Origin of the sequence: Streptomyces sp. NPDC088732 (assembly GCF_044751205.1) — a bacterium.
Classification (GTDB): domain Bacteria; phylum Actinomycetota; class Actinomycetes; order Streptomycetales; family Streptomycetaceae; genus Actinacidiphila.
This window is the reverse complement of sequence record NZ_JBIVLI010000020.1, coordinates 46,252-71,942: the sequence shown is the minus strand read 5'-3', so window position 1 is coordinate 71,942 and position 25,691 is coordinate 46,252. Positions and strand designations below refer to the sequence as shown.

General features: G+C 71.5%; 20 protein-coding genes and 7 tRNA genes. 12 read left to right on the top strand and 15 right to left on the bottom strand.

Annotated elements, in window-relative coordinates:
- Positions 1–43 precede the first annotated feature (43 nt).
- From ACIP9H_RS30365 to ACIP9H_RS30355, 3 genes are all read left to right on the top strand, one after another.
- A tRNA-Glu gene (locus tag ACIP9H_RS30365) sits at positions 44–116 on the top strand.
- 49 nt (positions 117–165) lie between these two features.
- Positions 166–240 (top strand) — tRNA-Asp (locus ACIP9H_RS30360).
- 4 nt (positions 241–244) lie between these two features.
- Positions 245–318 (top strand) — tRNA-Phe (locus ACIP9H_RS30355).
- A gap of 90 nt (positions 319–408) precedes the next feature.
- Here ACIP9H_RS30355 and ACIP9H_RS30350 read toward each other — a convergent pair.
- The gene (locus ACIP9H_RS30350; RefSeq protein ID WP_360900450.1) at positions 409–1,176 is read right to left on the bottom strand and encodes a glucose 1-dehydrogenase; all 768 of its coding nucleotides are present in this window, start codon (positions 1,174–1,176) and stop codon (positions 409–411) included.
- Between the two features lie 253 nt (positions 1,177–1,429).
- Here ACIP9H_RS30350 and hrpA point away from each other — a divergent pair, with 253 nt between their 5' ends.
- On the top strand, positions 1,430–5,347 hold the full coding sequence (gene hrpA, locus ACIP9H_RS30345) for an ATP-dependent RNA helicase HrpA (RefSeq protein WP_401961882.1): 3,918 nt from the start codon (positions 1,430–1,432) through the stop codon (positions 5,345–5,347).
- 113 nt (positions 5,348–5,460) lie between these two features.
- Positions 5,461–5,535 (top strand) — tRNA-Asp (locus ACIP9H_RS30340).
- A 559-nt stretch (positions 5,536–6,094) separates the two neighbouring features.
- Here ACIP9H_RS30340 and bldC read toward each other — a convergent pair.
- Complete coding sequence (gene bldC / locus ACIP9H_RS30335) at positions 6,095–6,301, bottom strand: developmental transcriptional regulator BldC (protein WP_003949541.1); 207 nt, start codon at positions 6,299–6,301, stop codon at positions 6,095–6,097.
- A gap of 479 nt (positions 6,302–6,780) precedes the next feature.
- Positions 6,781–7,668, bottom strand: coding sequence for a hypothetical protein (locus tag ACIP9H_RS30330; RefSeq protein WP_401961880.1), 888 nt, complete (start codon positions 7,666–7,668; stop codon positions 6,781–6,783).
- 137 nt (positions 7,669–7,805) lie between these two features.
- Here ACIP9H_RS30330 and ACIP9H_RS30325 point away from each other — a divergent pair, with 137 nt between their 5' ends.
- Positions 7,806–8,933: a Glu/Leu/Phe/Val dehydrogenase dimerization domain-containing protein gene (locus ACIP9H_RS30325; RefSeq protein ID WP_360900441.1), complete on the top strand. Its 1,128-nt coding sequence runs from the start codon at positions 7,806–7,808 to the stop codon at positions 8,931–8,933.
- Positions 8,934–9,292: 359 nt separating this feature from the next.
- Positions 9,293–9,607: a DUF3073 domain-containing protein gene (locus tag ACIP9H_RS30320; protein ID WP_384285307.1), complete on the top strand. Its 315-nt coding sequence runs from the start codon at positions 9,293–9,295 to the stop codon at positions 9,605–9,607.
- Between the two features lie 99 nt (positions 9,608–9,706).
- On the opposite strand, the gene purM is transcribed toward ACIP9H_RS30320, so the two are convergent.
- From purM to purS, 9 genes are all read right to left on the bottom strand, one after another.
- Entirely contained in the window at positions 9,707–10,774 is a 1,068-nt protein-coding gene (purM, locus tag ACIP9H_RS30315; protein ID WP_401591909.1) for a phosphoribosylformylglycinamidine cyclo-ligase, read from the bottom strand.
- 28 nt (positions 10,775–10,802) lie between these two features.
- Complete coding sequence (purF, locus tag ACIP9H_RS30310; RefSeq protein WP_401591907.1) at positions 10,803–12,320, bottom strand: amidophosphoribosyltransferase; 1,518 nt, start codon at positions 12,318–12,320, stop codon at positions 10,803–10,805.
- Between the two features lie 140 nt (positions 12,321–12,460).
- On the bottom strand, positions 12,461–14,128 hold the full coding sequence (locus ACIP9H_RS30305; RefSeq protein WP_401961876.1) for a hypothetical protein: 1,668 nt from the start codon (positions 14,126–14,128) through the stop codon (positions 12,461–12,463).
- 29 nt (positions 14,129–14,157) lie between these two features.
- Positions 14,158–14,955, bottom strand: coding sequence for a sterol carrier family protein (locus ACIP9H_RS30300; RefSeq protein WP_401591903.1), 798 nt, complete (start codon positions 14,953–14,955; stop codon positions 14,158–14,160).
- 48 nt (positions 14,956–15,003) lie between these two features.
- Positions 15,004–15,207 (bottom strand): DUF4177 domain-containing protein, encoded by a 204-nt coding sequence (locus ACIP9H_RS30295; RefSeq protein ID WP_360900426.1) that lies wholly within the window; start codon positions 15,205–15,207, stop codon positions 15,004–15,006.
- Positions 15,208–15,253: 46 nt separating this feature from the next.
- Positions 15,254–16,114 carry a hypothetical protein gene (locus ACIP9H_RS30290; protein WP_401961873.1) on the bottom strand — a complete coding sequence of 287 codons (861 nt, stop codon included), beginning with the start codon at positions 16,112–16,114 and terminating at the stop codon, positions 15,254–15,256.
- Positions 16,115–16,212: 98 nt separating this feature from the next.
- Positions 16,213–18,471, bottom strand: a complete 2,259-nt coding sequence (gene purL / locus ACIP9H_RS30285; protein ID WP_401591899.1) for a phosphoribosylformylglycinamidine synthase subunit PurL — start codon at positions 18,469–18,471, stop codon at positions 16,213–16,215.
- Positions 18,468–19,148, bottom strand: coding sequence for a phosphoribosylformylglycinamidine synthase subunit PurQ (gene purQ, locus ACIP9H_RS30280; protein WP_360900417.1), 681 nt, complete (start codon positions 19,146–19,148; stop codon positions 18,468–18,470). Before purQ ends, purL begins: the two co-directional genes overlap by 4 nt.
- On the bottom strand, positions 19,145–19,390 hold the full coding sequence (purS, locus tag ACIP9H_RS30275) for a phosphoribosylformylglycinamidine synthase subunit PurS (RefSeq protein WP_360900414.1): 246 nt from the start codon (positions 19,388–19,390) through the stop codon (positions 19,145–19,147). The genes purQ and purS overlap by 4 nt, the downstream gene beginning before the upstream one ends.
- Positions 19,391–19,650: 260 nt before the next feature.
- On the opposite strand from purS, the gene ACIP9H_RS30270 reads away from it, so the two are divergent.
- From ACIP9H_RS30270 to ACIP9H_RS30250, 5 genes are all read left to right on the top strand, one after another.
- Positions 19,651–19,968 (top strand): Lsr2 family protein, encoded by a 318-nt coding sequence (locus tag ACIP9H_RS30270; protein WP_360900411.1) that lies wholly within the window; start codon positions 19,651–19,653, stop codon positions 19,966–19,968.
- A gap of 109 nt (positions 19,969–20,077) precedes the next feature.
- Positions 20,078–20,149 (top strand) — tRNA-Gly (locus ACIP9H_RS30265).
- A 47-nt stretch (positions 20,150–20,196) separates the two neighbouring features.
- Positions 20,197–20,269: transfer RNA gene (locus ACIP9H_RS30260), tRNA-Gly, on the top strand.
- 343 nt (positions 20,270–20,612) lie between these two features.
- A tRNA-Gly gene (locus tag ACIP9H_RS30255) sits at positions 20,613–20,685 on the top strand.
- 184 nt (positions 20,686–20,869) lie between these two features.
- The gene (locus ACIP9H_RS30250; RefSeq protein WP_401591896.1) at positions 20,870–21,112 is read left to right on the top strand and encodes a DUF6059 family protein; all 243 of its coding nucleotides are present in this window, start codon (positions 20,870–20,872) and stop codon (positions 21,110–21,112) included.
- Positions 21,113–21,308: 196 nt separating this feature from the next.
- Here the strand turns inward: ACIP9H_RS30250 and ACIP9H_RS30245 are convergent, their stop codons facing one another.
- The 3 genes from ACIP9H_RS30245 to ACIP9H_RS30235 form a co-directional block, all read right to left on the bottom strand.
- Entirely contained in the window at positions 21,309–22,205 is an 897-nt protein-coding gene (locus tag ACIP9H_RS30245) for a phosphoribosylaminoimidazolesuccinocarboxamide synthase (RefSeq protein ID WP_401591894.1), read from the bottom strand.
- A gap of 72 nt (positions 22,206–22,277) precedes the next feature.
- Positions 22,278–23,762, bottom strand: coding sequence for a N,N-dimethylformamidase beta subunit family domain-containing protein (locus ACIP9H_RS30240; protein WP_401961869.1), 1,485 nt, complete (start codon positions 23,760–23,762; stop codon positions 22,278–22,280).
- Between the two features lie 144 nt (positions 23,763–23,906).
- Complete coding sequence (locus ACIP9H_RS30235; protein ID WP_401591890.1) at positions 23,907–25,586, bottom strand: hypothetical protein; 1,680 nt, start codon at positions 25,584–25,586, stop codon at positions 23,907–23,909.
- Between the last annotated feature and the right edge of the window lie 105 nt (positions 25,587–25,691).

Sequence of the window (25,691 nt, the reverse complement as noted above, 5' to 3'; positions counted from 1 at the left end):
TCTCACGTCCCCGACGGCCGAAACACCGCCCGGCGGGCCATCAGCCCTCATCGTCTAGTGGCCCAGGACGCCGCCCTTTCAAGGCGGTAGCACGGGTTCGAATCCCGTTGGGGGCACGCACTGACCTGTGCGAGACTGTGTCTCGCACAGAGAAGCGCAAAGCAAGGTCCTGTGGAGCAGTTTGGAGTGCTCGCCACCCTGTCAAGGTGGAGGCCGCGGGTTCAAATCCCGTCAGGACCGCGCTGGCTGGGTAGCTCAGTTGGTACGAGCGATCGCCTGAAAAGCGATAGGTCGCCGGTTCGACCCCGGCCCCAGCCACAGCAGCCCGCAAGGGCAGGAACCCCCGCCGAGATTCCTCGGCGGGGGTTCTGCGTTGTGTCCATGGCACCGGCGCCGCGGCGCGCGAGGTCAGCCGACCGGGAAGAGCGGCCAGCCGGCCATGAGCCCGCCGTCCAGGGTGAGGGTCTGCCCGGTGATGTACGAGGCCTTGTCGGAGCCGAGGAACACCACGGCGTCCGCGATCTCCTCCGGGGTGCCCGGGCGGTGCAGCGGCAGGATGGAGTCCACCGCCTGGCGGAACGCGTCCGAGGCGGTGACCCGCTCGTACATGGCGGTGCGGGTGAAGCCGGGAGCCACCGCGTTCACCCGGATGCCGTGCAGCGCGCCCTCGATGGCCGCCACCTTGGTGATGCCGATGACGGCGTGCTTGCTGGCCACGTACAGGGAGGCGCCCGGGAAGCCCATCTGGCCGTAGGTGGAGCTGATGTTGACGATGCTGCCGCCGCCGCCCTGCTTCATGGCGCGGAACTCGTGCTTCATGCTCAGCACCGTGCCGCGCACATTGGTGTCGAAGACGTCGTCGTACTCCTTGTCGGTGATGTCCTCGACGCCGCCGGGGGTGCCCTCGGTGCCGGCGTTGTTGAAGGCGACGTCGATCTTCCCGTACGTCTGCACGGCGTGCTCCATCAGCCGCTGCACCTCGGCCTCCAGGCGCACATCGGTCCTGACGAACTCCGCCCGGCCGCCGAGCGCGCCCAGCTCCCCGGCGAGCTGCTCGCCAGCCTCCTGGTGGCGGCCGGAGACCACGACGTTCGCGCCCTGGCGCGCGTAGGCCTCCGCGGCGGCACGGCCGATGCCGGTGAGCGCGCCGGTGATCACAACGGTGGGAGCGGCCATGGTGGGGTCCTTCCTGCGGACGTGCCGGGTCGTGGATCACGCGCGCGGAGCCCCGGTCCGCGGGAGAGCGAGGCGGTACGGCCCGCTTCCCGGGGGGACTCCGCTCCTCGATCGTCTCCCTGGTCCGGGGATGCCGCATGTCGCGGCCCGCCCCCCGGGGGCACCCGCGCATCGCACAGGTGTCGCGCGCCGGGGGTGCGTGACCTAAATGGGTTCGCCCGCGGGCCGCACCGAATGCGATGCTGGAACGCGTATGTCTACGCAGCCCCCCACCCCCGCATTCGCCGAGCTCGGCACCCGGCTGACCGAGCTGACCCTGCGCGACGCGCAGCGCCTCGGCCGCCGCCTGGACGGCGCACGCCGTATTCGCAAGCCGGAGGCCCGGACCGCGGTGCTGGCGGAGATCGGGGCCGAGATCGACAAGGCCTCGCTCAAGGTCGAGGCACGGCGCACGGCCATACCCGCGATCTCGTACCCGGAGCAGTTGCCGGTCAGCCGGAAGAAGGACGAGATCCTCGAGGCGATCCGGGACCACCAGGTCGTGATCGTCGCGGGCGAGACCGGTTCCGGCAAGACGACCCAGATCCCGAAGATCTGCCTGGAGCTGGGCCGCGGCGTGCGCGGCCTGATCGGCCACACCCAGCCCCGCCGGATCGCGGCCCGCACGGTCGCCGAGCGCGTCGCGGAGGAGTTGCGCACCCCGCTGGGCGAGGCGGTCGGCTGGAAGGTCCGCTTCACCGACCAGGTCGGCGACAGCACGCTGGTCAAGCTGATGACGGACGGCATCATGCTCGCCGAGATCCAGACGGACCGGGAGCTGCTGCAGTACGACACGATCATCATCGACGAGGCGCACGAGCGCAGCCTCAACATCGACTTCATCCTGGGCTATCTCGCCCAGCTGCTGCCCCGCCGCCCCGACCTCAAGGTCGTGATCACCTCCGCGACGATCGACCCGGAGCGCTTCTCGCGGCACTTCGGCGACGCCCCGATCGTGGAGGTCAGCGGGCGCACGTACCCGGTCGAGGTGCGCTACCGGCCGCTTCTGGCGGAAGAGGCCGACAACGACGACCGCGACCAGGTCACCGCGATCTGCGACGCGGTCGACGAGCTCCAGGCCGAGGGCCCCGGCGACATCCTGGTCTTCCTCTCCGGCGAGCGGGAGATCCGCGACACCGCCGACGCCCTCAACAAGCGGCAGCTGCGGTTCACCGAGGTGCTGCCGCTGTACGCGCGGCTGTCCTCCGCCGAGCAGCACCGGGTCTTCCAGCGCGGTACGGGCCGCCGCATCGTGCTGGCCACCAACGTCGCGGAGACCTCGCTCACCGTCCCCGGCATCCGCTACGTGATCGACACGGGCATCGCCCGCATCTCCCGCTACAGCCACCGCACCAAGGTGCAGCGGCTGCCGATCGAGCCGATCAGCCAGGCCAGCGCCAACCAGCGCAAGGGCCGCTGCGGCCGGCTCGCGGACGGCATCTGCGTACGGCTGTACTCCGAGGACGACTTCCTGTCCCGCCCGGAGTTCACCGACGCCGAGATCCTGCGCACCAACCTGGCCTCCGTCATCCTCCAGATGACCGCCGCTGGCCTCGGCGACATCGCCCGCTTCCCCTTCATCGACCCGCCGGACGCCCGGAACATCAAGGACGGCGTCCAGCTGCTCCAGGAACTGGGCGCGCTGGACGGCCAGAAGCTCACCCAGACCGGCCGCAAGCTCTCCCAGCTGCCGGTGGACCCGCGGCTGGCCCGGATGGTGCTGGAGGCGGAGCGCAACGGCGTGGTCCGCGAGGTCATGGTGATCGCGGCCGCCCTGTCGATCCAGGACCCGCGCGAGCGCCCCCAGGACAAGCAGCAGCAGGCGGACGAGAAGCACCGCCGGTTCGCGGACGAGACCAGCGACTTCATGGCGCTGCTCAACCTGTGGCGTTACGTCCGCGAGCAGCAGAAGGCGCTGTCGTCCTCCGCCTTCCGCCGGATGTGCCGCTCGGAGTTCCTCAACTACCTGCGCATCCGCGAGTGGCAGGACATCTACAGCCAGCTGCGCACGGTCGCCAAGACGATGGGCATCCACCTCGCCGAGGGCGACCACGAGGTCAACGCCCAGCATGTGCACCAGTCTCTGCTGGCCGGCCTGCTGTCGCACATCGGCCTGAAGGACACCGACAGCAAGAACGAGTTCCTGGGGGCCCGCAGCGCCAAGTTCGCGGTGTTCCCCGGCTCGTCGCTCTTCAAGAAGCCGCCGCGCTGGATCATGTCCGCCGAGCTGGTGGAGACCTCGCGGCTGTGGGCGCGGGTCAACGCCCGCATCGAGCCGGAGTGGATCGAGCCGCTCGCCCAGCACCTGGTGAAACGGTCCTACAGCGAGCCGCACTGGGAGAAGGACCAGGCCGCGGTCATGGCGCTGGAGAAGGTGACGCTGTACGGCGTGCCCATCGTCGCCGACCGCAAGGTCAACTACGGGAAGATCGACCCGGAGACCAGCCGCGAGCTGTTCATCCGCAACGCGCTGGTCGAGGGCGACTGGCGGACCCACCACCAGTTCTTCCACGACAACCGCAAACTGCTCGCGGAGGTCGAGGAGCTGGAGCACCGGGCGCGGCGCCGCGACATCCTCGTGGACGACGAGACGCTCTTCGACTTCTACGACCGCGTGGTGCCCGAACATGTCGTCTCCGGGGCGCACTTCGACTCCTGGTGGAAGCAGGAGCGCCGCGAGAAGCCGGAGCTGCTCACGTTCGAGCACTCCATGCTCATCAACGAGAACGCCGAGGCCGTCACCAAGGACGACTACCCCGACTCGTGGCGCCAGGGGAAGCTCAAGCTGCGGGTGACGTACCAGTTCGAGCCCGGCGCCGACGCGGACGGCGTGACCGTCCACGTCCCGCTGCAGGTGCTCAACCAGATCACCCCGGACGGCTTCGACTGGCAGATCCCGGGCCTGCGCGAGGAGGTCGTCACCGAGCTCATCCGCTCGCTGCCCAAGGCGATCCGCCGGCACTACGTACCGGCGCCGAACTACGCGAAGGCGTTCCTGGACCGTGTCGTACCGGTGCAGGACCCTCTCCCGGAGACGCTGGCGCGGGAGTTGCAGCGCATGGTGGGCGTGCCGGTCACGGCCGAGGACTTCGACCTCGCCAAGGTGCCCGACCATCTGAAGATCACCTTCCGGGTGACCGACGAGCGGCGCCGCAAACTGGCCGAGGACAAGGACCTGGAGGCGCTCAAGCTCAGCCTCCGGCCGAAGACCAAGGCCGCTATCAGCAAGGCCTTCGACGCGGCGGGCTCCATCGGCATCGAGCGGCGCACGGGTCTGAAGCAGTGGACCGTGGGCACCCTGCCGCGCACCTTCGAGACCCGGCGGGCCGGGCAGCCGGTCAAGGCGTACCCGGCGCTGGTGGACGAGGGCGAGAGCGTGGGTGTGCAGCTCTTCGACACCGAGGCCGAGCAGGCCGAGGCGATGTGGCGCGGCACCCGCCGGCTGATCCTGCTGAACGTGCCCGCCAACCCGGCGAAGTTCGTCGCGGACCGGCTGTCCAACCAGGACAAGCTCGCCCTGTCGCGCAGCCCGCACGGCTCGGTGGCCGCCCTCTTCGACGACTGCGTGACCGCCGCCGCCGACCGGCTCATCGCCGACAACGGCGGACCGGTCTGGGACGAGGAGTCCTTCCGCAAGCTCTACGACTCCGTGCGCGCGGAGCTGGTCGAGCTGACCATCAAGGCGGTGGGGCAGGTCCGGCAGGTGCTGGCCGCCTGGCAGGCCTGTGAGCGCCGTCTGAAGGCCACCCAGAGCCTGGCGCTGGTCGCCAACCTCGCGGACGTCAAGGAGCAGCTGGCGGCCCTGGTGCACCCCGGCTTCGTGACCGGCACGGGGGTGCGCCGGCTGCCGGACCTGATGCGCTACCTGGTCGCGGTGGACCGGCGGCTGCAGCAGATGCCCAGCGGCGCCCAGCGCGACACCACGCGCATGGAGAAGGTCCGGGAGATCCAGGCCGAGTACGCCGAGCTGCTCGCCGCGCGGCCGGCCGGGCGTCCCGTCCCCGATCGGGTGAGCGACATCCGCTGGATGATCGAGGAGCTGCGGGTGAGCTACTTCGCGCACGCCCTCGGCACCGCGTTCCCGGTCTCCGACAAGCGCATCTTCAAGGCGCTGGACGAGGCCTGGGGCTGACCCCCGGGGGACCCCGGCGGTCCGCTCGCAGGCCGCCCGGTATCCGGTTCGCTTTCACCCTCTGACCTGCTGTACAGTCATCCTCGTCGCCAGGAAAGAGGGCGGCGAAACCTGGTCCTGTGGAGCAGTTTGGAGTGCTCGCCACCCTGTCAAGGTGGAGGCCGCGGGTTCAAATCCCGTCAGGACCGCAGTAAAGGAAGGCCCGGATCCCCTGGATCCGGGCCTTCTTGCGTGGTACGTCTGGCTCATGGCCTCAGCCGGCGACGGACGGCCGCCGGGCGGGTCGGCGGACGGCCGACGGCATCCGGCTCCACCGTCCGGTCCTCCACGGGCGGTTGGGGCCGCCACCGACCCGCCGGGGCCGCCGGGGACCGCCTGCCGGGTCCGGCGGCCGCACAGCGCACAACGCACGCCGCACACCGCACGACGTGCGGAACGTCACTACCGCACCGGGAACATCTGAGGCAAGGCCTGGGCATGTGACGGGAGTCACGTCAAAAGTTCCGACTCTGGGGGAACTTGAGGGCTCCTGGGGAACCGTCAATTTAATATGTGCAATTGCACCGTGCCCATGAGCCTCACGTCTGCACAAGACGGACACATGAGGCGCACAAAAAAGATCGCACCGGAGCCGGCGGACTCCGGTGCGATCTGAGTTCCCTTGGGCTTCCCCGATGGGGGCAGGGAGCCGTTGGAGCGGACGTTTCGGCAGGTTGGGGGCCCTGCACGAGCGCCCGTTGGATCAGGTCAGGCCTCGCTGCGCTGCTGCGGAATGCCCGCCAGCAGTGCACGGACCTCCGCCTCGCGGTAGCGGCGATGCCCGCCGAGCGTGCGGATGGACGTGAGCTTGCCAGCCTTGGCCCAGCGCGTGACCGTCTTCGGGTCCACGCGGAACATCGTGGCGACCTCAGCGGGGGTCAGCAGCGGCTCGGCATCAGGGGTGCGAGCGGTCATGAGCGGCCTCCTCGAGAGAACCGAACCAACACGGTTCTTTCCTCTAAATTCTGCACCTTGACCCGCGTTGCCCGAAATGGCGGACGCGGGCCGAGTCGGTAATAGGACGAACGGCTTGTCCTCGGCACTACAACTACACCATCTGTCCAGCCGTGTCGGCCAAACCGATGGATTTGCCCTCCGAGGTGTCTAAGCTCGACGGAAGCCGATGGACCGGGCCATAACGGACAGTCACACCTGAGTGACGATCAGTCACAGCCAACCCACGAGCAACAGCCCCACCTCAAGGGATGCAATACCGGACATTCCGCCCAAGCAGACGGAATAAGGTCCTTACGGACCCGATGTCCCATATTGTCATGGGGGGTAGGGATGAGGGCAAGCCCCCCAAAGGTGCTTTACGTCACCCTTAGGCCAAAGGTACCGGTCGACCGTACTCGGGACCAAGGTCCCCCGGCCACAGGACTTCCGACGGTCCCTCAACTCGCGTACTGGAGCTCCCGGACAGCCCGCCAGCGATCGGTGAGACGCTCGTACGCCTCACCGGCCCGGTCGCCGTCCCCGTCGCGCAGCGCCGCCAGCGCGTCGGCCACATCGGTGGCCGAGTGGTCCTCGGCGAGCCGCTCCTGGGAGATCACGTGGACGAGACCGCCGTAGTCGAGCTCGACGAGCGACCGCGGGTGGAACTCCTCCAGCCAGCGCCCCACATCCACCAGGCCGTCGATCAGTGCACCCTCTTCGAGTGAATCCTTCAGCACCCGAAGGCCGCGCGCCGTGCGCCGGCGGGCCTGCACCATGGGGGTCCGGTAGCGCATCACCGGCTGCTTGGACTCGCCGGCGCCGGCCAGCTCGTACTCCCGCTCCGAGTCGTCGAACAGCGTGAACCAGCGCACCGGGACATGCCAGGTCGCGCTGCGGATCCACGGCCGCGCGTCGGCGTTCTCCGGCTTCTCCGCCCGCCACGCCGCGAAGTCGGCCGCCGCCTGCTCCCGCACGACCTTGGGCAGCACGGCGTCCAGCACCGCGGTGGGGAACTCCTCGGTGAGCTCCTCCAGGGCCAGCCAGCCGCGCAGCCGGGTGCGCCAGGGGCAGACGTGCGTCACACCGTCGACGACGGCCACGAAGGCGTCCCGGCTCTCGTGCACCGGAACGGGCACCGGGGGGACAGGCAGGAGGTCCGCCAGGGACTGGCGCAGTTCGTCCTGTGCGGTCCGTTCCGCACCCGCCGCGGCATACCGGTACCAACGGCCCCGTTCGGGCTCCGGAAAGGCCGCCAGCGGCTCGTACACGCGCAGATACGACGCGTACGGGACCAGTACCGAAGACAAGCCCACACCCGCTCCCTCACGACGGCATACGCCCTGCATCGTCCCACGCCGCTTCCCCCACCGGGAGTGATCCACGACACTGGGAGCATGCGCACGACCAGGTGGCTCTACTCTTCTCGCAACCGGCCCTCCCCACCCGCTCGGAGGGCGACCTCTGGACATCGGGAGTCACCACAGTGACCGACGTACGTCAGACATCCGGCCTCGTCTCCCCCTTGTGGACCCTGTTCCGATCGGATCAGGGAGGACACGAGCAGGTCGTCTTGTGCCAGGACCGCGCCACGGGCCTCAAGGCCGTCATCGCGATCCACTCCACCGCCCTGGGCCCGGCCCTCGGCGGCACCCGCTTCCACGCGTACGCCTCCGACGAGGAGGCCGTCGCCGACGCGCTCAACCTCGCCCGCGGCATGTCGTACAAGAACGCGCTCGCCGGGCTGGACCTCGGTGGCGGCAAGGCCGTGATCATCGGCGACCCGGACACCGTCAAGTCCGAGGAACTGCTGCTGGCCTACGGCCGCTTCGTGGCCTCGCTCGGCGGCCGCTACGTGACCGCCTGCGACGTCGGCACGTACGTCGCCGACATGGACGTCGTGGCCCGCGCCAACCCGCAGTGGACCACCGGCCGCTCGCCCGAGAACGGCGGCGCCGGCGACTCCTCGGTGCTGACCGCCTGGGGCGTCTTCCAAGGCATGCGGGCCGCCGCCCAGGCCAAGTGGGGCGACCCCACGCTGCGCGGCCGCCGGGTCGGCGTCGCGGGCGTCGGCAAGGTCGGGCACCACCTGGTGGAGCACCTGCTCAAGGACGGCGCCGAGGTCGTGGTCACCGACGTTCGCGGCGAAGCCGTCGAGCGGATCACCTCCCGTCACCCCCAGGTCACCGCCGTCACCGACGCTGACGTCCTGATCAGGACCCCGCTGGACGTGTACGCGCCCTGCGCGCTGGGTGGCGCCCTCAACGACGACAGCGTGCCGGTGCTCACCGCCGCGGTCGTCTGCGGCGCGGCCAACAACCAGCTCGCGCACCCCGGTGTCGAGAAGGACCTCGCCGACCGCGGCATCCTGTACGCGCCCGACTACGTGGTGAACGCGGGCGGCGTGATCCAGGTCGCCGACGAACTGCACGGCTTCGACTTCGAGCGGGCCCGCACCAAGGCGACGAAGATCTTCGACACGACGCTGGCGATCTTCGAGCGGGCCGCGGCCGACGGCATCCCGCCCGCCGCGGCGGCCGACCGCCTCGCCGAGCAGCGCATGGCCGAGCGCACTCCGGCCGACCGCTGGCTGCGGCCCTCGGCCGCCCACTGACGGCACGGTGAGCACGCCCCCGCCCGGTCCGGCGGGGGCGTGTCCTCCATCACAAAGCGGACACCTGACCGCCCCGCCGTCGTACGGTGTGCCCGCGCCCGTCGTTCACCCGTGAGGCCTTCGCCGGCCGCCCGGGACACGGGCCGCAGACTGGAGATTCGGTCGTTACCACGCCCTGGCAGCCAGACCGCGGCGGAAGAAGGTAAAATCACGACTGACCAGCCAGGACGGGCCATCGGCGGGCCCCTGCTCCGACGCGCGTCGTGCGGGCGACGTACCGTGCGGCCTCGGAAGCAGGTACCGTTGAAGCCCTACGGACCGGGACTCTCGTGCGAGAGCCCGTTCCACATCGTGAACGCGTGTCAAGACTCGGGGCCGTCGAGCCCCACGTTGAGGGGGTCGAGCCAATGGGGCGCGGCCGGGCCAAGGCCAAGCAGACGAAGGTCGCCCGCCAGCTGAAGTACAACAGCGGCGGCACGGACCTGTCACGTCTGGCCGAAGAGCTGGGCGCATCGTCACCGCTGCCGGTAAATCCGCCGGAAGTACAGGAAGACGACGATGACGACGAGCTGGAAGACGACCCGTACGCACGGTACGCGGATCTCTACGGCGACGATGAGGACGACGAGGACGAAGACGAGTCCGAGCCCTCGTCCCAACGTCGTCGCGCTTGACGCAGGACAAACCAATCCAGCTTGACCGCTGACCCGGTCCGGGCACGCCCGGACCGGGTTTCGTGCTGCCCGCCGCGTGGGGCCGCGGCCCCGGGCGGGTCAGTTCGCGTACTCACCGGTGAGCTCGACGGCCTCGGCGCGGTCGCCGCGCTCCAGGACCTCGCCGGCCACCCAGGCCTCCAGGCCCCGGTCGGCCAGCGTCGTCAGCGCCACGTCGACCGACTCCTCGGGGACCACGGCGACCATGCCGACACCCATGTTGAGGGTCTTCTCCAGCTCCCGCCGTGCCACTCCGCCGAGCTCGCCGACGGTCGAGAACACCGCACCCGGCGCCCAGGTCGAGCGGTCCACGGTGACGTGCAGATCGTCCGGGACCACCCGGGCCAGGTTGTTGGCCAGGCCGCCGCCGGTGACGTGCGAGAAGGCGTGCACCTCGGCGGTGCGGGTGAGCGCGAGGCAGTCCAGCGAGTAGATCCGGGTGGGCTCCAGCAGTTCCTCGCCGAGCGTGCGGCCGAACTCCGGGACCTCGCGGTCGAGCGCCCAGCCCGCCCGGTCGAAGAGCACATGACGCACGAGCGAGTACCCGTTGGAGTGAAGACCGGAGGACTCCATGGCGATCACCACGTCACCCTTACGGATGCGATCCGCGCCCAGCAGCCGGTCCGCCTCGACCACGCCGGTGCCGGCGCCCGCGACGTCGAACTCGTCCTCGCCGAGCAGGCCCGGGTGCTCGGCCGTCTCGCCGCCGACCAGGGCGCAGCCGGCCAGCACGCAGCCCTCGGCGATGCCCTTGACGATGGCGGCGACCCGGTCGGGGAAGACCTTGCCGACGCAGATGTAGTCGGTCATGAACAGCGGCTCGGCGCCGCACACGACCAGGTCGTCCACGACCATGCCGACGAGGTCGTGGCCGATGGTGTCGTACACGCCCATCCGGCGGGCGATGTCCACCTTCGTGCCCACCCCGTCGGTGGCGGAGGCCAGCAGGGGGCGCTCGTAGCGCTTGAGCGCGCTCGCGTCGAAGAGCCCGGCGAAGCCGCCAAGACCGCCCACGACCTCGGGGCGGGTGGCCTTCTTCACCCATTCCTTCATCAGCTCGACCGCGCGGTCGCCCGCCTCGATGTCGACTCCCGCCGCGGCGTAGCTGGCACCGGTGTTCTCGGACATGACTGTGAGGTGTCCTTGCGTCGTGTGCTTACGGACGACGGAGCGCGTCGGCGGCGTCGGGGCCGCCGGCCAGCTCGGTCTCCAGGAGGTGCTTGCCGAGCAGCTCGGGGTCCGGCAGCTCCATCGGGTACTCGCCGTCGAAGCAGGCGCGGCACAGGTCCGGCTTGGCGATGGTGGTCGCCTCGACCATGGCGTCGATCGAGATGTACGCCAGCGAGTCGGCGTCCAGCGACTTGCAGATCTCGTCGACGGTCAGCCCGTTGGCGATCAGCTCGGCGCGGGTGGCGAAGTCGATGCCGAAGAAGCACGGCCACTTGATGGGCGGCGAGGAGATCCGGATGTGGACCTCGGCGGCGCCGGCCTCGCGCAGCATCCGGACCAGCGCACGCTGGGTGTTGCCGCGGACGATCGAGTCGTCCACGACCACCAGGCGCTTGCCCCGGATGACCTCCTTGAGCGGGTTCAGCTTCAGGCGGATGCCCAGCTGCCGGATGGTCTGGCTGGGCTGGATGAACGTCCGGCCCACGTAGGAGTTCTTCACCAGGCCCGAGCCGTACGGGATGCCGCTGGCCTCGGCGAAGCCGACGGCGGCCGGCGTGCCGGACTCCGGGGTCGGTATCACCAGATCGGCGTCGGCCGGGGCCTCCTTGGCCAGCCGGCGGCCCATCTCCACGCGGGAGAGGTAGACGTTGCGCCCGGCGATGTCGGTGTCGGGGCGGGCCAGGTAGACGTACTCGAAGACGCAGCCCTTGGGCCTGGCCTCGGCGAAGCGGGAGGAGCGCAGCCCGTTCTCGTCGATGACGACCAGCTCACCGGGCTCGATCTCCCGGATGAAGCTCGCGCCGACGATGTCCAGGGCGGCGGACTCGGAGGCCACCACCCAGCCGCGCTCCAGGCGGCCCAGCACCAGCGGGCGGATGCCCTGCGGGTCGCGGGCGGCGTAGAGGGTGTGCTCGTCCATGAACACCAGGCTGAAGGCGCCCTTGACCTTGGGCAGCACATGGCGGGCGGCCTCCTCGACGGACAGCGGCTTGCCGTCCGCGTCGGCCTGACCGGCCAGCAGCGCCGTCACCAGGTCGGTGTCGTTGGTCGCGGCGACCTTGGTGGCCCGGCCGTTGCCCTGCGGCAGCGCGGCGACCATCTCGGCCAGCTCGGCGGTGTTGACGAGGTTGCCGTTGTGGCCCAGCGCGATGGAGCCGCTGGCCGTGGCGCGGAAGGTGGGCTGGGCGTTCTCCCAGACCGACGCACCCGTGGTCGAGTAACGGGCATGCCCGACCGCGATGTGGCCCTTGAGGGAGCCGAGGGAGGTTTCGTCGAAGACCTGGGAGACCAGACCCATGTCCTTGAAGACCAGGATCTGGGAGCCGTTGCTCACTGCGATGCCCGCGGACTCCTGTCCGCGGTGCTGCAGGGCGTACAGCCCGAAGTAGGTGAGCTTGGAGACCTCTTCGCCGGGAGCCCAGACACCGAAGACGCCGCAAGCGTCCTGGGGGCCCTTCTCACCGGGGAGCAGGTCGTGGTTGAGTCGTCCGTCACCACGTGGCACGTCATCGAGTCTAGGGCAGGTTGCGGTGTCGTCCGAACGAGGGAACCCGACAAACCCGTGTTCTATGCGCGTAAACCCATGGGGCGCATGGGCATGTGACCTTCGTCCTGCTGACCGGTCCCGACCGGTTCCGATGTTCGTCAGGGCCGCAGTTCCGGGTGGCGGACCATGGCCGTCAGTCCGGCCGCGGCGCGCGTCGCGGGGGACGGGCGGCGGCGCAGACGTTTCCACCGGGGGCTGCTGACGTTGTCCAGGCGAAGGTCGTCCAGGCCCTTGGTGCGGCGCACGACCAGGTCGCCCCCAGAGGTGCGGTCGACCCGGCTCACCTCCGCCCAGGGCACAAGGCGGCTCTTCCAGTAACGGCGTATCCACAGCCCGTCCGCGTCGGCCGTGATGCGCCACCTGATCAGAAGCACCGATTCGCTGCCGATACCCCATATGCCCGCGACCCACAGAATCCAGTGCCACCAGTTGCCGTCGAGGACATGGGGCACCGCCGGGACGGCACCCAGGAGCATCAGGGCCGGCACACCCACCGCCCACTTCAACGGACCGCTCTGCCAGCGCACGGGGCCCGTGGCGGGCTTCATCCCGGCCGCCGCCTCGGCCACCCTCGCCTCCGCCTCACGGCGGTGCCTGGCGTTCCAGTGCGGCCCGTGAACAGAGGGGAGCTTCGACCACCGCTGTGCGGGGGAGGCACTCACCTCCGTCACGACACGGCCGGACTTCCCCGAGCCGACGAGCACGAACTCGCCCGCCTCGGCGGGCAGGCCGAACAGCACGCTCTCCCCCTGGGGCGGCCCGCCGAGCTTGACCGGGTCGTACATCAGGACCGGCGCCTCGGCCCTGCCGTCCAGCGGGCGGATCACGGTGAACCCGTGCTTGCGCCGCGCCAGCACCCGCAGCGCGGGCGCCGGTCCACGACGCACCGCCCGGACACGGGTGATCGTGAGGGCGGCGGACCACAGCAGGCCGAGCCCCGCGCCACCCGCCGCAAGCACGAGGAGCTGCGGCCCGGTCCGGTCCCGGTACGGCTCCGCCGCCAGGCGCGTCCAGCCGCCGTCGACGAGGACGGGCACCTCGGCGTCGCGGGCGTAGTCCTCGGGGAACATCACCTCGACGCGGTGGCGGGTGCCGTCGGCGAAGCGGACCACGACGTGATCCTCCGCGCCGTTGGCGACCACGACCGCCTCGACGTGTTTCGCCGCCGCGGCGTGCGCCTCGTCCGCGCGGTCACCGCTGACCGCGGCCACCGCCGCCACCGCGGCGACGGCCAGGCCCGCCGCCCCGGCAACGACACGGATCCCACCGCGTCGTACGGGGACGGCCAGCGGCGGGACCGGCAGCGCGGCACCACCTGCGGCCTCCAGGGCGAGCGCCCGCTGACGGCGCCGCATCCGCAGACGCGCCACGACCGCCGCCCAGCTCCAGCAGAGCGCGGCGATCACCGCGACATCCGCGACACGCGCGCCGGTGCCGCCGGACCACTCGGCGGGTCCGGTCGCCGTCCACAGCACCAGCAAGGGCGCGGACAGGAGCACGGCCTCGGGCAGTACGAAGATCCACACCAAGTGGAAGAACAAGCCGACCGAGCCGCTCGCGTCGAGCCACATCGGGCCGCAGGGCGCGGCCGGCGTGCACACGTCCTCCGGCGCGAAGGCGATCGAGGCGATCACCGCCGCCAGCAGTACCGGCGCGCACCACAGGGGGCGCGCCCAGCCCGGCAGGCGCACGGCGGCCCAGCGTTGGGCGTCGGCGGAGAGCCAGGGCCGGGCCGGTATGTCCGCGGGGGCGGTCGTCGAGGTCACCGGCGCATTATGCGGACGACCTCGCAGGCTCAGCCCAGCAGGGGCAGGTACGGGGCCAGGTCGGCGCGTTCGCCGCTCGCGGAGACGGCGCCAGCGGCGAGGGCGGCGTCCCAGGTCGTGCGCCCGGTGGCCAGGCGCACCCACGTGACGGGGTCGGTCTCGACGACGTTGGGCGGGGTGCCGCGGGTGTGCCGCGGGCCGGGGACGCACTGGACGGCCGCGAACGGCGGCACGCGGACCTCGACGGAGTTGCCGGGCGCGGTGACGGCGAGGGTGTCGGCCAGCAGCCGGACCACGGCGGCGAGCGCCTGCCGGTCCAGCGGGACGGGGACACCGGTCGCCGTGGCCAGGTCGTCGCTGTGCACAACGAGTTCGACGAGGCGGGTGACGAGGAAGTCCGGAGCGCGCATCGCGCCCAGTGTGATGGCGATCACCCGGGCCGGGTCGACCGCCTCGGGCAGCACGTCCCGCAGGGAGGCCGTCGCCGCCTCCAGGCGTCCGGCGACATCCGCGGTGCCGAGCGCGGCCTCGCGCGTGTCGGTGTCCAGGTTGACGGCGATGCGGTTGGTGGAGCGGGCCCAGCCCGTCAGGTCCAGGTCCGCCCTGGCCGGGGCCGGTTCGCCGAGCACCCGGGGGACCACCTCGATCTGGCGCGCCATGTGCACCAGGAGGTGGAGCACGTCCCAACCGGGCAGCCCCGAGGAGGCGGACAGCTGCTCCGCGTCCAGGGCGCGGGCGGCGTCGAGGACGTGTCCCGCCTGCGCGGTGAGCGCGGCGGCGGTCCGCGCCGGGTCGTAGGTGCGGGGGCGGCGGGCGGCGGGCGGCATGGCGTGCAGCCTACGCGCCGGCCGGGCCCCGCACCGGGACCGCGGCGGTCAGGCCTGGCGGGCCCGCTCGAAGGTGATCAGCAGACCCTCGACGGCGCCGGGACCGATGCGGCCCTTGACGTCGGCGGCGGTGATCGCCTTGAGCTGCCAGCCGTCCTCGGCGTGCTTGTTGAGCGTCTTCTCCAGCTTGTCGCTGTCGATCGCGTCCCCTATGAGCGACTCACGGAAGTTGACGACCTTGTACTCGTACATCGGTCAGGACCCCTCGTCGTGGCGGTGGTTGCCTTGCGGACGCAGGTTAACCCGCCACCGGGCGCACTGGTCCGGCCACCCGGTCGATCAGCGGGCCGTGTTCCACGTCGGCGGAGAGCAGGACCAGTTCCGCGCCCTCGAAGGGCGCCCCGAACAGCAGCGTGTCGCGCAGCCGGCTGTCGCCGGGCGCGTGGTCGTCGTCGGGGATCGCCGAACCGGGCCGCACGGGACAGGAGAAGACCGGCACGCGGCCCGCGGTGTCGTCGGCGGCGTAGACCCACACGCGGGTGTCCTCGTCCTCGCGGGACAGCACCCGCAGCACCGGCAGTTCGTCCCGGCGCAGTGCCGCGGCCCGCCGCATCGCCCGCAGCCCGGTGACCAGGAGGGTGAACCCGGCCAGGGCGACCGGGAGCAGGAACGGTACGGCAGCGACCGCGCACAACGGCAGCCCGACGGCGGCCGGCACGAGCCCGCGGCGGCGCAGCGCGGGCACCGGCGCGGGCAGCCGAAGGCGTACGTCACCGGCGGCGTTGGCCGCGAGCAGCCGCCGGCGGCGCCGGACCGCGAGACGGTGGCGGGCGCCGGCCCAGCACACGGCGAGCGCCGCGCAGACCGGCAGGGCGGCCATGGGCTCCGCGAGCCACACCAGCAGCGCCACGGACAAGGGCGCCGACACCAAGGTGAGCTGAGGCAGCCGGAACAGCCAGTACACCTGGGCGGCCGCCAGCCAGCAGTGCGGTGCCGCGAGGGCCCCGGGGGCGAGGACGAGGACGGCGCCGACGGCCATGGCAAGCGCCAGGGCGCCCCACCACGGACGGGACCACACGGCCGGCCGGCAGGCCGCCCAGCGCCTGGTGTCGCGGGCACGCCACAAGGGCAGTTCGCCGGGGGCTCTGCGGTCACTCACGCCTGGAGTATGGACCGGCCGTCCGTGCGGCCGGTTACCAAAAGGTCAACGCGCCCCCGCGCCCAGCGGCACGGGGGCGCGTCGTCGGCGCCGTGCGATCAGCCCAGCAGGGCCGGGATCGTGTCCTCGTGCGCCGTGCGCAGTTCGTCCAGCCCGATCGTGAACTGGCCCTGCACCTCGACCGATTCGCCGTCCACGACACCGATGCGCGTCGCGGGCAGACCCCGCGCGCCGCACATGTCGGTGAAGCGGAGCTCCTCGCTGCGCGGGACCGAGACGACCGCCCGTCCGGCCGACTCGGAGAACAGGAACACGAACGGGTCCAGGCCGTCCGGCACCACGAGCCGCGCGCCGTTCCCGCCGCGCAGGCAGGACTCGACCACGGCCTGCACCAGACCGCCGTCCGACAGGTCGTGGGCGGCGTCGATCATGCCGTCCCGGGAGCCCGAGATCAGGATCTCGCCGAGCAGCCGCTCGCGCTCCAGGTCCACCTTCGGGGGCAGCCCGCCGAGGTGGTCGTGGACGACCTGGGACCAGGCCGAGCCGCCGAACTCCTCACGGGTGTCGCCGAGGAGGTAGAGCAGCTGCCCCGTCTCCGCGAACGCCACCGGCGTGCGGCGGGCGACGTCGTCGATGACACCGAGCACGGCGACCACCGGCGTCGGGTGGATGGCGACGTCCCCGGTCTGGTTGTACAGCGAGACGTTGCCGCCGGTCACCGGCGTGCCCAGCTGAAGGCAGCCGTCCGCGAGGCCGCGGACGGCCTCCGCGAACTGCCACATGACGGCGGGGTCCTCGGGCGAGCCGAAGTTCAGGCAGTCGGAGACGGCGAGCGGCTTGGCGCCGGTCGTCGCGACGTTGCGGTAGGCCTCGGCGAGCGCGAGCTGCGCGCCCGTGTACGGGTCGAGCTTCGCGTAGCGGCCGTTGCCGTCCGTGGCGATGGCGACGCCGAGCCCGGTCTCCTCGTCGACGCGGATCATGCCCGAGTCCTCGGGCATCGCCAGCACGGTGTTGCCCTGCACGAAGTGGTCGTACTGGGAGGTGATCCAGGACTTGGAGGCCTGGTTCGGGGAGGCGACCAGCCGCATGACCTGGTCGCGCAGCTCCTCGGCCGTCTCCGGGCGGGGCAGCTTGTTCGCGTCGTCGGCCTGGAGCGCGTCCTGCCACGACGGGCGGGCGTAGGGGCGCTCGTAGACCGGGCCCTCGTGGGCGACGGTGCGCGGGTCGACGTCGACGATCTTGCCGCCGTGCCAGAAGATCTCCAGCCGGTCGCCGTCGGTGACCTCACCGATGACGGTCGCGATGACGTCCCACTTCTCGCAGATCTCCAGGAACCGGGCGACCTTCTCCGGCTCGACGACCGCGCACATGCGCTCCTGCGACTCGCTCATGAGGATCTCCTCGGGCGAGAGCGTGGAGTCGCGCAGCGGTACGTCGTCGAGGGTGACGCGCATGCCGCCGGAGCCGTTGGAGGCGAGCTCGGAGGTGGCGCAGGACAGTCCGGCCGCGCCGAGGTCCTGGATGCCGACGACGAGCTTCTCCCGGAAGGCCTCCAGGGTGCACTCGATGAGCAGCTTCTCCTGGAAGGGGTCGCCGACCTGGACGGCGGGGCGCTTCGACGGCTTGGCGTCGTCGAAGGTCTCGGAGGCCAGGATCGAGGCACCGCCGATGCCGTCGCCGCCCGTGCGGGCACCGTAGAGGATGACCTTGTTGCCGGCGCCGGAGGCCTTCGCGAGGTGGATGTCCTCGTGCCGCATGACGCCGATCGCACCGGCGTTGACCAGCGGGTTGCCCTGGTAGCAGGCGTCGAAGACGACCTCGCCGCCGATGTTGGGCAGGCCCAGGCAGTTGCCGTAGCCGCCGATGCCCGCGACGACACCGGGCAGCACGCGCTTGGTGTCGGGGTGGTCGGCGGCGCCGAAGCGCAGCGGGTCGACGACCGCGACCGGCCGCGCGCCCATCGCGATGATGTCGCGCACGATGCCGCCCACGCCGGTGGCCGCGCCCTGGTAGGGCTCGACGTACGAGGGGTGGTTGTGCGACTCGACCTTGAAGGTGACGGCGTAGCCCTGGCCGACGTCGACGACACCGGCGTTCTCACCGATGCCGACGAGGAGGGCGTCCGACTGCGGGGCCTTCTCGCCGAACTGGCGGAGGTGGACCTTCGAGGACTTGTACGAGCAGTGCTCGGACCACATCACCGAGTACATGGCGAGTTCGGCGCCGGTGGGACGGCGGCCGAGGATCTCGACCACGCGCTCGTACTCGTCCTTCTTCAGTCCGAGTTCGGCCCAGGGCAGTTCGACGTCGGGGGTCACGGCCGCGTGCTCGACCGTGTCCAGAGGCGTGCGGCTCATGCGGTGACCAGCTTCTTGAGGATCGAGGTGAAGAATCCGAGGCCGTCGGTGCGCCCCGTCCCGATGAGGGACTCCACCGCGTGCTCGGGGTGCGGCATCAGGCCGACGACATTGCCCGCGGCGTTGGTGACGCCGGCGATGTCGCGCAGCGAGCCGTTGGGATTCAGGCCGGCGTAGCGGAACACCACGCGGCCTTCCGCCTCCAGCTCGTCCAGGACGTGCTCGTCGGCGACGTAGCGGCCGTCGATGTTCTTCAGCGGGATGCTGATCTCCTGGCCCTGCTCGTAATCCGCCGTCCAGGACGTCGTGTTGTTCTCGACGACCAGCTTCTGGTCCCGGCAGATGAAGTGCAGGTGATTGTTGCGCAACATCGCGCCCGGCAGGAGATGGGTCTCGGTGAGCACCTGGAAGCCGTTGCAGATACCCAGGACCGGAAGGCCGTCCTTGGCGCCCGCGATGATCGAGTCCATGACGGGCGAGAAGCGGGAAATCGCCCCCGCGCGCAGATAGTCGCCGTAACTGAATCCGCCCGGCAGGACGACGGCGTCGACCTGGTGCAGATCCTTGTCCCGGTGCCAGAGCGGGACCGCCTCGGCGCCGGCCAGGCGCACGGCGCGCTGCGTGTCCCGGTCGTCCAGCGTGCCGGGGAAGGTGACGACGCCGATGCGCGCCGTCACGACTCCACCTTCACGACGAAGTCCTCGATGACGGTGTTGGCGAGGAAGGTCTCGGCCATCTCGCGGATACGGGCGAGGGCGGCGTCGTCGACCGGACCCTCCAGTTCGAGCTCAAAACGCTTGCCCTGGCGGACGTCGGCGATTCCCTCGAACCCCAGGCGCGGCAGTGCACGCTGCACCGCCTGGCCCTGCGGGTCGAGGATCTCCGGCTTGAGCATGACGTCGACTACGACGCGTGCCACGGTCACTCCCGGTGGTGTGCTGCGGTGATGTCCCCAACCGTACCCTGCCAGAAAGTCTACGCGGGTAGATAAGCCGGAATGGTCCCGGAATATCGGGTGACCTGATTGCCCGGGCACAGCCGGAGAAATTCTCCGGGCGCGCTCCCGGGAAAAGATTTCCGCATATAAAAAGGGAAAGCATTGACCCCGGGCCGCCGACTTCGGTAGAACAACGGGGCCGAGGCAGGCTCCCAGCCTTCTCCACGAAAGGACCGGCATCCATGGCGCAGCGCGTAGTGGTCACCCTCTCCGACGACCTCGACGGCGGTGAAGCAGCGGAAACGGTCACTTTCGGCCTCGACGGGAAGTCGTACGAGATCGACCTCTCTTCCGGGAACGCCGAGGCGCTGCGCACCGCACTCGCGCCGTACGTCGAGGCCGGACGCCGCCACAGCCGGCTCGGCAAGACCTACAAGCACACCGCGCTGACCTCCGACCCGGCCACCGTCCGCGCCTGGGCGCGCTCCAACGGCTTCGACGTGCCGCCGCGCGGCCGCATTCCGAAGAAGGTCTACGAGGCGCACGCCGCCGCCAACTGATGTCCGCGAGCCGGCTCCCGGCTGAACGGATTGGACAGCCACCCCCGTTGATCCGCTAGAGTCAGAGGCGCGCCGAGGGCAGGGCCGAAAGGCCGGGCCCACGGATCACGCGGGTGTAGTTCAGTAGTAGAACATCCCTCTTCCAGGGGGAAGGCGCAGTGTGCGATCCCTGTCACCCGCTCTGACTGCTCGACCGGTCCTCACGATCGGGTAGAGTGGTCGCGTCCTGCGGACGTGGCTCAGTTGGTAGAGCATCACCTTGCCAAGGTGAGGGTCGCGAGTTCGAATCTCGTCGTCCGCTCAAGAAAAGAAGGCCCCGGTCATTCGACCGGGGCCTTCTTCGTGTGCGTTCGCCTTTTCCGTCGGCCGCGGCTTTGTGACCGTCCCCACATCGCGGCGGGCCTGGGCGCCGGTGCCGGGCCGCCGTCGCCGTGGCGGATCGCTCCCGTAACGGACCGAGACCGGTGCCGCGCCGGGGAATTGGGCTCCCGAGGCCGCGCGCGGGGCGGCGCCGCACCGGGCGCGCGGGCCGCTTGGACGGCCCGCGGCCCACGCCACGGCGAAAGGACAGGGCGTGGTGTGTGCCGAGCACTCCCCGGGTTGGCTATAGTGGATGACGCACCGCACGGGAACGCGCGGCGCATGCGGACGTAGCTCAGTTGGTAGAGCGCAACCTTGCCAAGGTTGAGGTCGCGAGTTCGAGCCTCGTCGTCCGCTCGTGAAAGAAGGCCCCGGTCGATCGACCGGGGTCTTCGGCGTTCCCGGGGCGATCCGGGAGGGGGACGCGGCGCCCCGCCCGAGCGTGTCGCCGCGCGGGCACCGGGGCGCGGCGCCGATCCTGACGGCACCACGCGGCGCGCGCCGCCCGCCCCGGCCGGGGTGCCCCATCAGGAGGTCCCCCATGCGCAAGTCCCTCCGGGCGGCTGCCCGCGAGGCCGTACGGGCCATGGGACGGATCCTCACCAGGGAACTGGTCGCGCTGGGCGAGCTGTACTTCGCGATCGACGGGCCGCAGCCCGTCCCGCCTGCCGCCCGCCGGGACGGGCTGCCGCCGGGGCATCCGGAACGCCTGTGCCCCGAGGTGCCGCTGAGTCCCCTGGAGCGGTCGCTCGCCCGCGAACTGCGGCTCGGACCGGCCCGCTGACACCCCACCCACCCGCGAAGGATGTACCGCTGACGCCGCGTCGGCCGCGCCCCGGCCCGCTGTCCACAGGCTGTGGACGGCGAATCGGCCCGGCCGGCGGAAGGACGGGGGAACGGCCCGGCCGGCGGAAGGACGGGGGAACGGCAGCGGGCCCCGGCCGGGAACGACCGGGGCCCGCGACGCAGCGAGGCAGGGACTACCAGCTCAGTCCCGTGAGGCGCTCGTAGGCCTCCAGGTACCGGGTGCGCGTGCGCTCCACGACGTGCGACGGCAGGGCCGGCGGGGGCTGCTCGCTGCGCCGGTCCCAGCCGGACTCGGCGGAGGTCAGCCAGTCGCGCACGATCTGCTTGTCGTAGCTGGGCTGGGCCCGGCCCGGCTCCCACTCCTCGGCGGGCCAGAAGCGGGACGAGTCGGGGGTCAGCACCTCGTCGGCGATGGTCAGCGTCTCGCCGTCGAAGCCGAACTCGAACTTGGTGTCGGCCAGGATGATGCCGCGCTCCCGGGCGATGTCGCGGGCCCGCGAGTAGACCGCGAGGGTCGCCTGGCGCAGCGCGGCGGCGGTGTCGGCGCCGACCTGGCGGGCGACCTCCTCGTAGCTGACGTTCTCGTCGTGCTCGCCGACCGCGGCCTTGGTGGCCGGGGTGAAGATCGCCGCGGGCAGCTCGGAGCCGTCGGTCAGGCCCTCGGGCAGCGCCAGCCCGCACACCGTGCGGTCGGCCCGGTACTCCAGCAGACCGGAACCGGTCAGGTAGCCGCGCGCGACGCACTCGACCGGGACCATGCTGAGCGACCTGCAGATCGTGGTGCGGCCCTCCCACTCGGCCGGGGCGCCCGCGGGGAGTTCGGTGGACAGCACATGGTTCGGCAGGAGGTCGGCGATCTTGTCGAACCACCACAGGGACAGCTGGGTCAGGACCCGGCCCTTGTCCGGGATCTCGGTGGGCAGCACCCAGTCGTACGCGGAGAGCCGGTCGCTGGCGACCATCACCAGCTCACCGGCCTCGTTCTGGTAGAGATCGCGCACCTTGCCGGTGTGCAGGTGCACGAGTCCCGGTACCTGCACGGGCTCGGGCTTCTCGACGAATCCGGACATGGGGGCCTCCCCGATCGGTGGTTCGGCTCCCGATTCTCCCGCACGCCACCCCGACGGGCGCGAGGCGGGGTGTCAGCCGTGTTTGCAGATGCGGTCCAGCAGATTGGCGGTGGCGCGCTGCACGCGCTCGTCGACATGGCCGGGGCGGTCCAGCGCGGGCGACCAGGCGAAGGTGCCGGAGGCGAAGACGTACGCCCCGGACGGCGCCCGGTACAGCGAGGTCTCCTGGTGCGCCCGGCGGCCGGCGGAGTCCTCGTACGGGGAGTGCGCGAGCAGGATGCGCTCGGAGTAGCCGGGCAGCGGGGTGCGCGGGAAGTAGCGGTCCGCCTCGCCCGCCACCAGGTCCTCGATCTCGTCGCCCTCGCCGGCCCCCGCGGCCTCCCACAGCCAGTGGTCGGCGTTGCGCACCACCAGCGGGGACGGCTCCGGCACCCGGCCGGCGTACTGCACGCCGATCACCACCTGCTCGGGCTCGCCCATGTCGCGCCACAGCGCGCTGCGGCCGGGCGGCGCGTCCCTGCGCTTGCGGCAGCTGAGCAGCCGGTCGGGGTCACCGGCCGGGGACGGGCCCAGCTCGGTCTGCCAGTACATGGTGTTGGCGGAGAGGAAGACCAGCGAGGTGCCGCCGTCCCGGGCGGCCTCGACGGCGCGCCGCATGGGGACGGTCCAGTACTCGTCGTGGCCGGGGAAGACCATGCCCCGGTAGCGGGAAGGATCGATCCTGCCGGCGTGCAGGTCGCGGGCGTCGCCGTAGGCCAGGTCGTAGCCGTAGCGCTCGGCCCAGCGGATGAAGTCGTAGGCGTGGCCCACATGCAGCGGGAGCCCGGCGCCCGCGAACGGCCGGTCGAAGGAGACCGTGACCGCGGCCTCCTCCTCGCCGAGCAGCCGGCCCTGCTCGTCCCAGGCGTGGTACAGGCTGGCGCCGGTCCTGCCGTTCTCGGGATAGAGGTTGTACGCCTGCCAGGTCACGTCCGGCAGCAGCAGGAGCAGATCGGCCGGGCGGTCGTCGCGCACGGTGAAGGGGATGTGGCTGCGGTAGCCGTCCTGCGTCGTCAGCACGGCGACATAGGCGCCGGGATTCCAGTAGGAGGGGACCTGCAGCCGCCAGGACTGCCACCAGTGATGGCAGGAGACCGTGCGGCCGGCGGTGAGCGGCGCCGGCTGCACGATGCCGGACAGCCGCGGGCTGGTGCCCACCTGGGCCGCGCCGTCGCCGCCGTAGTGGCCGATGCGGTAGACGTCGACGTTGTAGCTCTGCGGCGGGTCGACGGTGACGCGGAAGTCGATCGCGTCGCCCGGGACCACGGAGGCGCCGGTGGCGAAGCCCTTGATCTGGCAGCGCACGTCGTCCGCGGAACGGGGTCCCGGGACGCGCGGCGCGCCGTGCGACTCGCCGCGGGAGGCCGTCAGATCGACGTACCAGGGAACGACCTGGCCGGTGTCGTCCAGATACTGCTCGGCCCCGCGCAGCCAGGGCACCGGGCCCTGCCCGAACGGGTCGGTGACGCCGTGCGCCAGCGCTCCGGACTGCCACCGGTGGACCTGCTCCCTCACCACGATTCTTCCCCTCCTCGCCGTCCCCCGAGGTGGTGTACGCGTGCCCAGGTCCAGGACATCACACAATGCGCTGTCCCGGTCACTGTTCGTGGCGTTTTATTGGAAGGGATTCACGCCGACGGGACATATCCGGTCAAGTTCCGGTCAGACGAGGCGTATCGGCTTCTCGGGGCGTACGCCCACCGCCGTGAGCCAGGAGCGCAGCGGTGCCGCGTCCCCGTTCTCCACGAGCCGGAGCACCGGCCAGGACAGGTCGCCCCGGCGCACCCCGCCGACCAGCAGGGCCGGGCCGTCCAGCCAGTCCAGGCCGGGGGCCGCGCCCGCGGTGTCCACGGCGGCGCAGCAGACCATCGCCGTGACGTGGTCGGTGAGCAGTTCCCGGCCGGTGCGGGGCGGCAGCAGGTGGTAGACGGGGGCGAACGCGCCGTCCACGGCGGCCTGGGCGGCGGCCTCCTCGCGGGTGGTCTCCTCCCGCTCGGCCTCCTCACGGGCGACGTGCCGGGTGATCCGGGCGGCCAGCTCCTCGCTGCCGCCCGCCGACAGCCGGTCCAGCACCCGGGCCAGGGTCGCGCGGCCGGGCTGGTCGGGGGTGCCGGACAGGCCCGCGGCCGCGCCCGTGGGGACGGACACACGACGGGGACCGAGCGCCCCGGCCGGTTCGTGCGCCTCGTCGAGAACGGTGATCAGGCGGGCCGCGTCGCTGCGCCAGATCCGGTCCACGACCTCTTCGGGATAGGTGTCCCACGCGACCGGCGACCAGTCGGGGCCCTGCTGCCGCGGGCCGCCGTGGAACAGCCGCGCCGCCAGCAGCGAGGCGGCCTCGTCGACCGTGCCCGGCTCCTCCAGCAGGTCGCAGGCGGGGCGCTCGCCCAGCCGCGACTCGAACCCCTCGGCCAGCCGGTCCCGCCGCGACAGCTCGGTCAGCGCCGCCACCACGCCCGCGTCCAGCCGGGACGGCCAGCGCCCCATCCGCCAGGCCGGCAGCGCCACCCGGGTCAGCAGCCGGTCCCAGCCCGCGTAGGCGAGGCCCACCTGCTCCTGGGCCACGATCCGCAGTCCGTAGTCGACCGCCTGGGCCCGCTCCGAGGCGGCGCCGGCCACCGCGCGCTCCATCTCGGCGGCATGCACGCGACAGGCGCGGAGCAGCAGCTTGGCGACCCAGCCGAGGAAGGCGTAGGCGGGCCGGCGTATCCATCCGGTGAGCGAGGGCTCGTGGGCCGCGGTGGCCACACCGGCCGCCGCGTCCAGCCCGCGTACGAAGCGGCGGGCCGCGGCGATGTCCGGATCGGCCGCGGGACCCGTGCCCGCCACGACCGGGGCGAGCAGCGCCCGCAGCTCGGCGACCCGCATCCACCACATGAAGGGCGAGCCGATCACCAGGGCCGGGGCCTGCGGCGGTGCCTTGCGGCGCGTGCCGTGGGTGCGGTCCTCCAGCCAGCTGTCGCAGTCCGGGGTCAGTTCTATCGCGGAGGGCACGGGCACCTGGAGGCGCACCGCGAGGTCCCGGACCATGCGGTAGAGGTCCGGGGCGGACTTCTCGGCGACCGGGACCGTGGGGCTCACGGCCGGTCGCGCCCGGACGACGACGGCCGCGACGCCGCCCGCGAGCAGCAGCACCAGCAGCGCGCCCCCGACCACCAGCCAGCGCAGGATCTCCGAGGTCTCGCCGACGATCCGGCCCGTCGCGCCGCCGACCAGCAGCACGACCGCCAGCGCGGCGGGCAGCAGCACCACCGCCAGCGCGATGCTGCGAATCCGCAGGACGGCCAGCGCGCGTGCCCGCGCGGCTCCTTCACCTGCTTCCCCGGCCAACGGTGTGCTCACCCCCAAGCTGCTGACGCGACTGCATGCCCCCACTGTCGCACCGCCCACGGACACCGCAATGCCGGTAGGGCCGATTGTGCGGTGGTCGTGCGCTCTCGCAGTGCG

Bases quoted from the DNA above. Each gene is read 5' to 3' on its own strand.
- purL (WP_401591899.1), bottom strand. From the start codon at position 18,471: ATGAGCCGCACGCCTCTGGACACGGTCGAGCACGCGGCCGTGACCCCC.
- hrpA (WP_401961882.1), top strand. From the start codon at position 1,430: ATGTCTACGCAGCCCCCCACCCCCGCATTCGCCGAGCTCGGCACCCGG.
- ACIP9H_RS30270 (WP_360900411.1), top strand. From the start codon at position 19,651: ATGGCGCAGCGCGTAGTGGTCACCCTCTCCGACGACCTCGACGGCGGT.
- purM (WP_401591909.1), bottom strand. From the start codon at position 10,774: ATGTCCGAGAACACCGGTGCCAGCTACGCCGCGGCGGGAGTCGACATC.
- ACIP9H_RS30330 (WP_401961880.1), bottom strand. From the start codon at position 7,668: ATGCAGGGCGTATGCCGTCGTGAGGGAGCGGGTGTGGGCTTGTCTTCG.
- ACIP9H_RS30350 (WP_360900450.1), bottom strand. From the start codon at position 1,176: ATGGCCGCTCCCACCGTTGTGATCACCGGCGCGCTCACCGGCATCGGC.
- ACIP9H_RS30300 (WP_401591903.1), bottom strand. From the start codon at position 14,955: ATGCCGCCCGCCGCCCGCCGCCCCCGCACCTACGACCCGGCGCGGACC.
- ACIP9H_RS30250 (WP_401591896.1), top strand. From the start codon at position 20,870: ATGCGCAAGTCCCTCCGGGCGGCTGCCCGCGAGGCCGTACGGGCCATG.
- ACIP9H_RS30295 (WP_360900426.1), bottom strand. From the start codon at position 15,207: ATGTACGAGTACAAGGTCGTCAACTTCCGTGAGTCGCTCATAGGGGAC.
- ACIP9H_RS30245 (WP_401591894.1), bottom strand. From the start codon at position 22,205: ATGTCCGGATTCGTCGAGAAGCCCGAGCCCGTGCAGGTACCGGGACTC.
- bldC (WP_003949541.1), bottom strand. From the start codon at position 6,301: ATGACCGCTCGCACCCCTGATGCCGAGCCGCTGCTGACCCCCGCTGAG.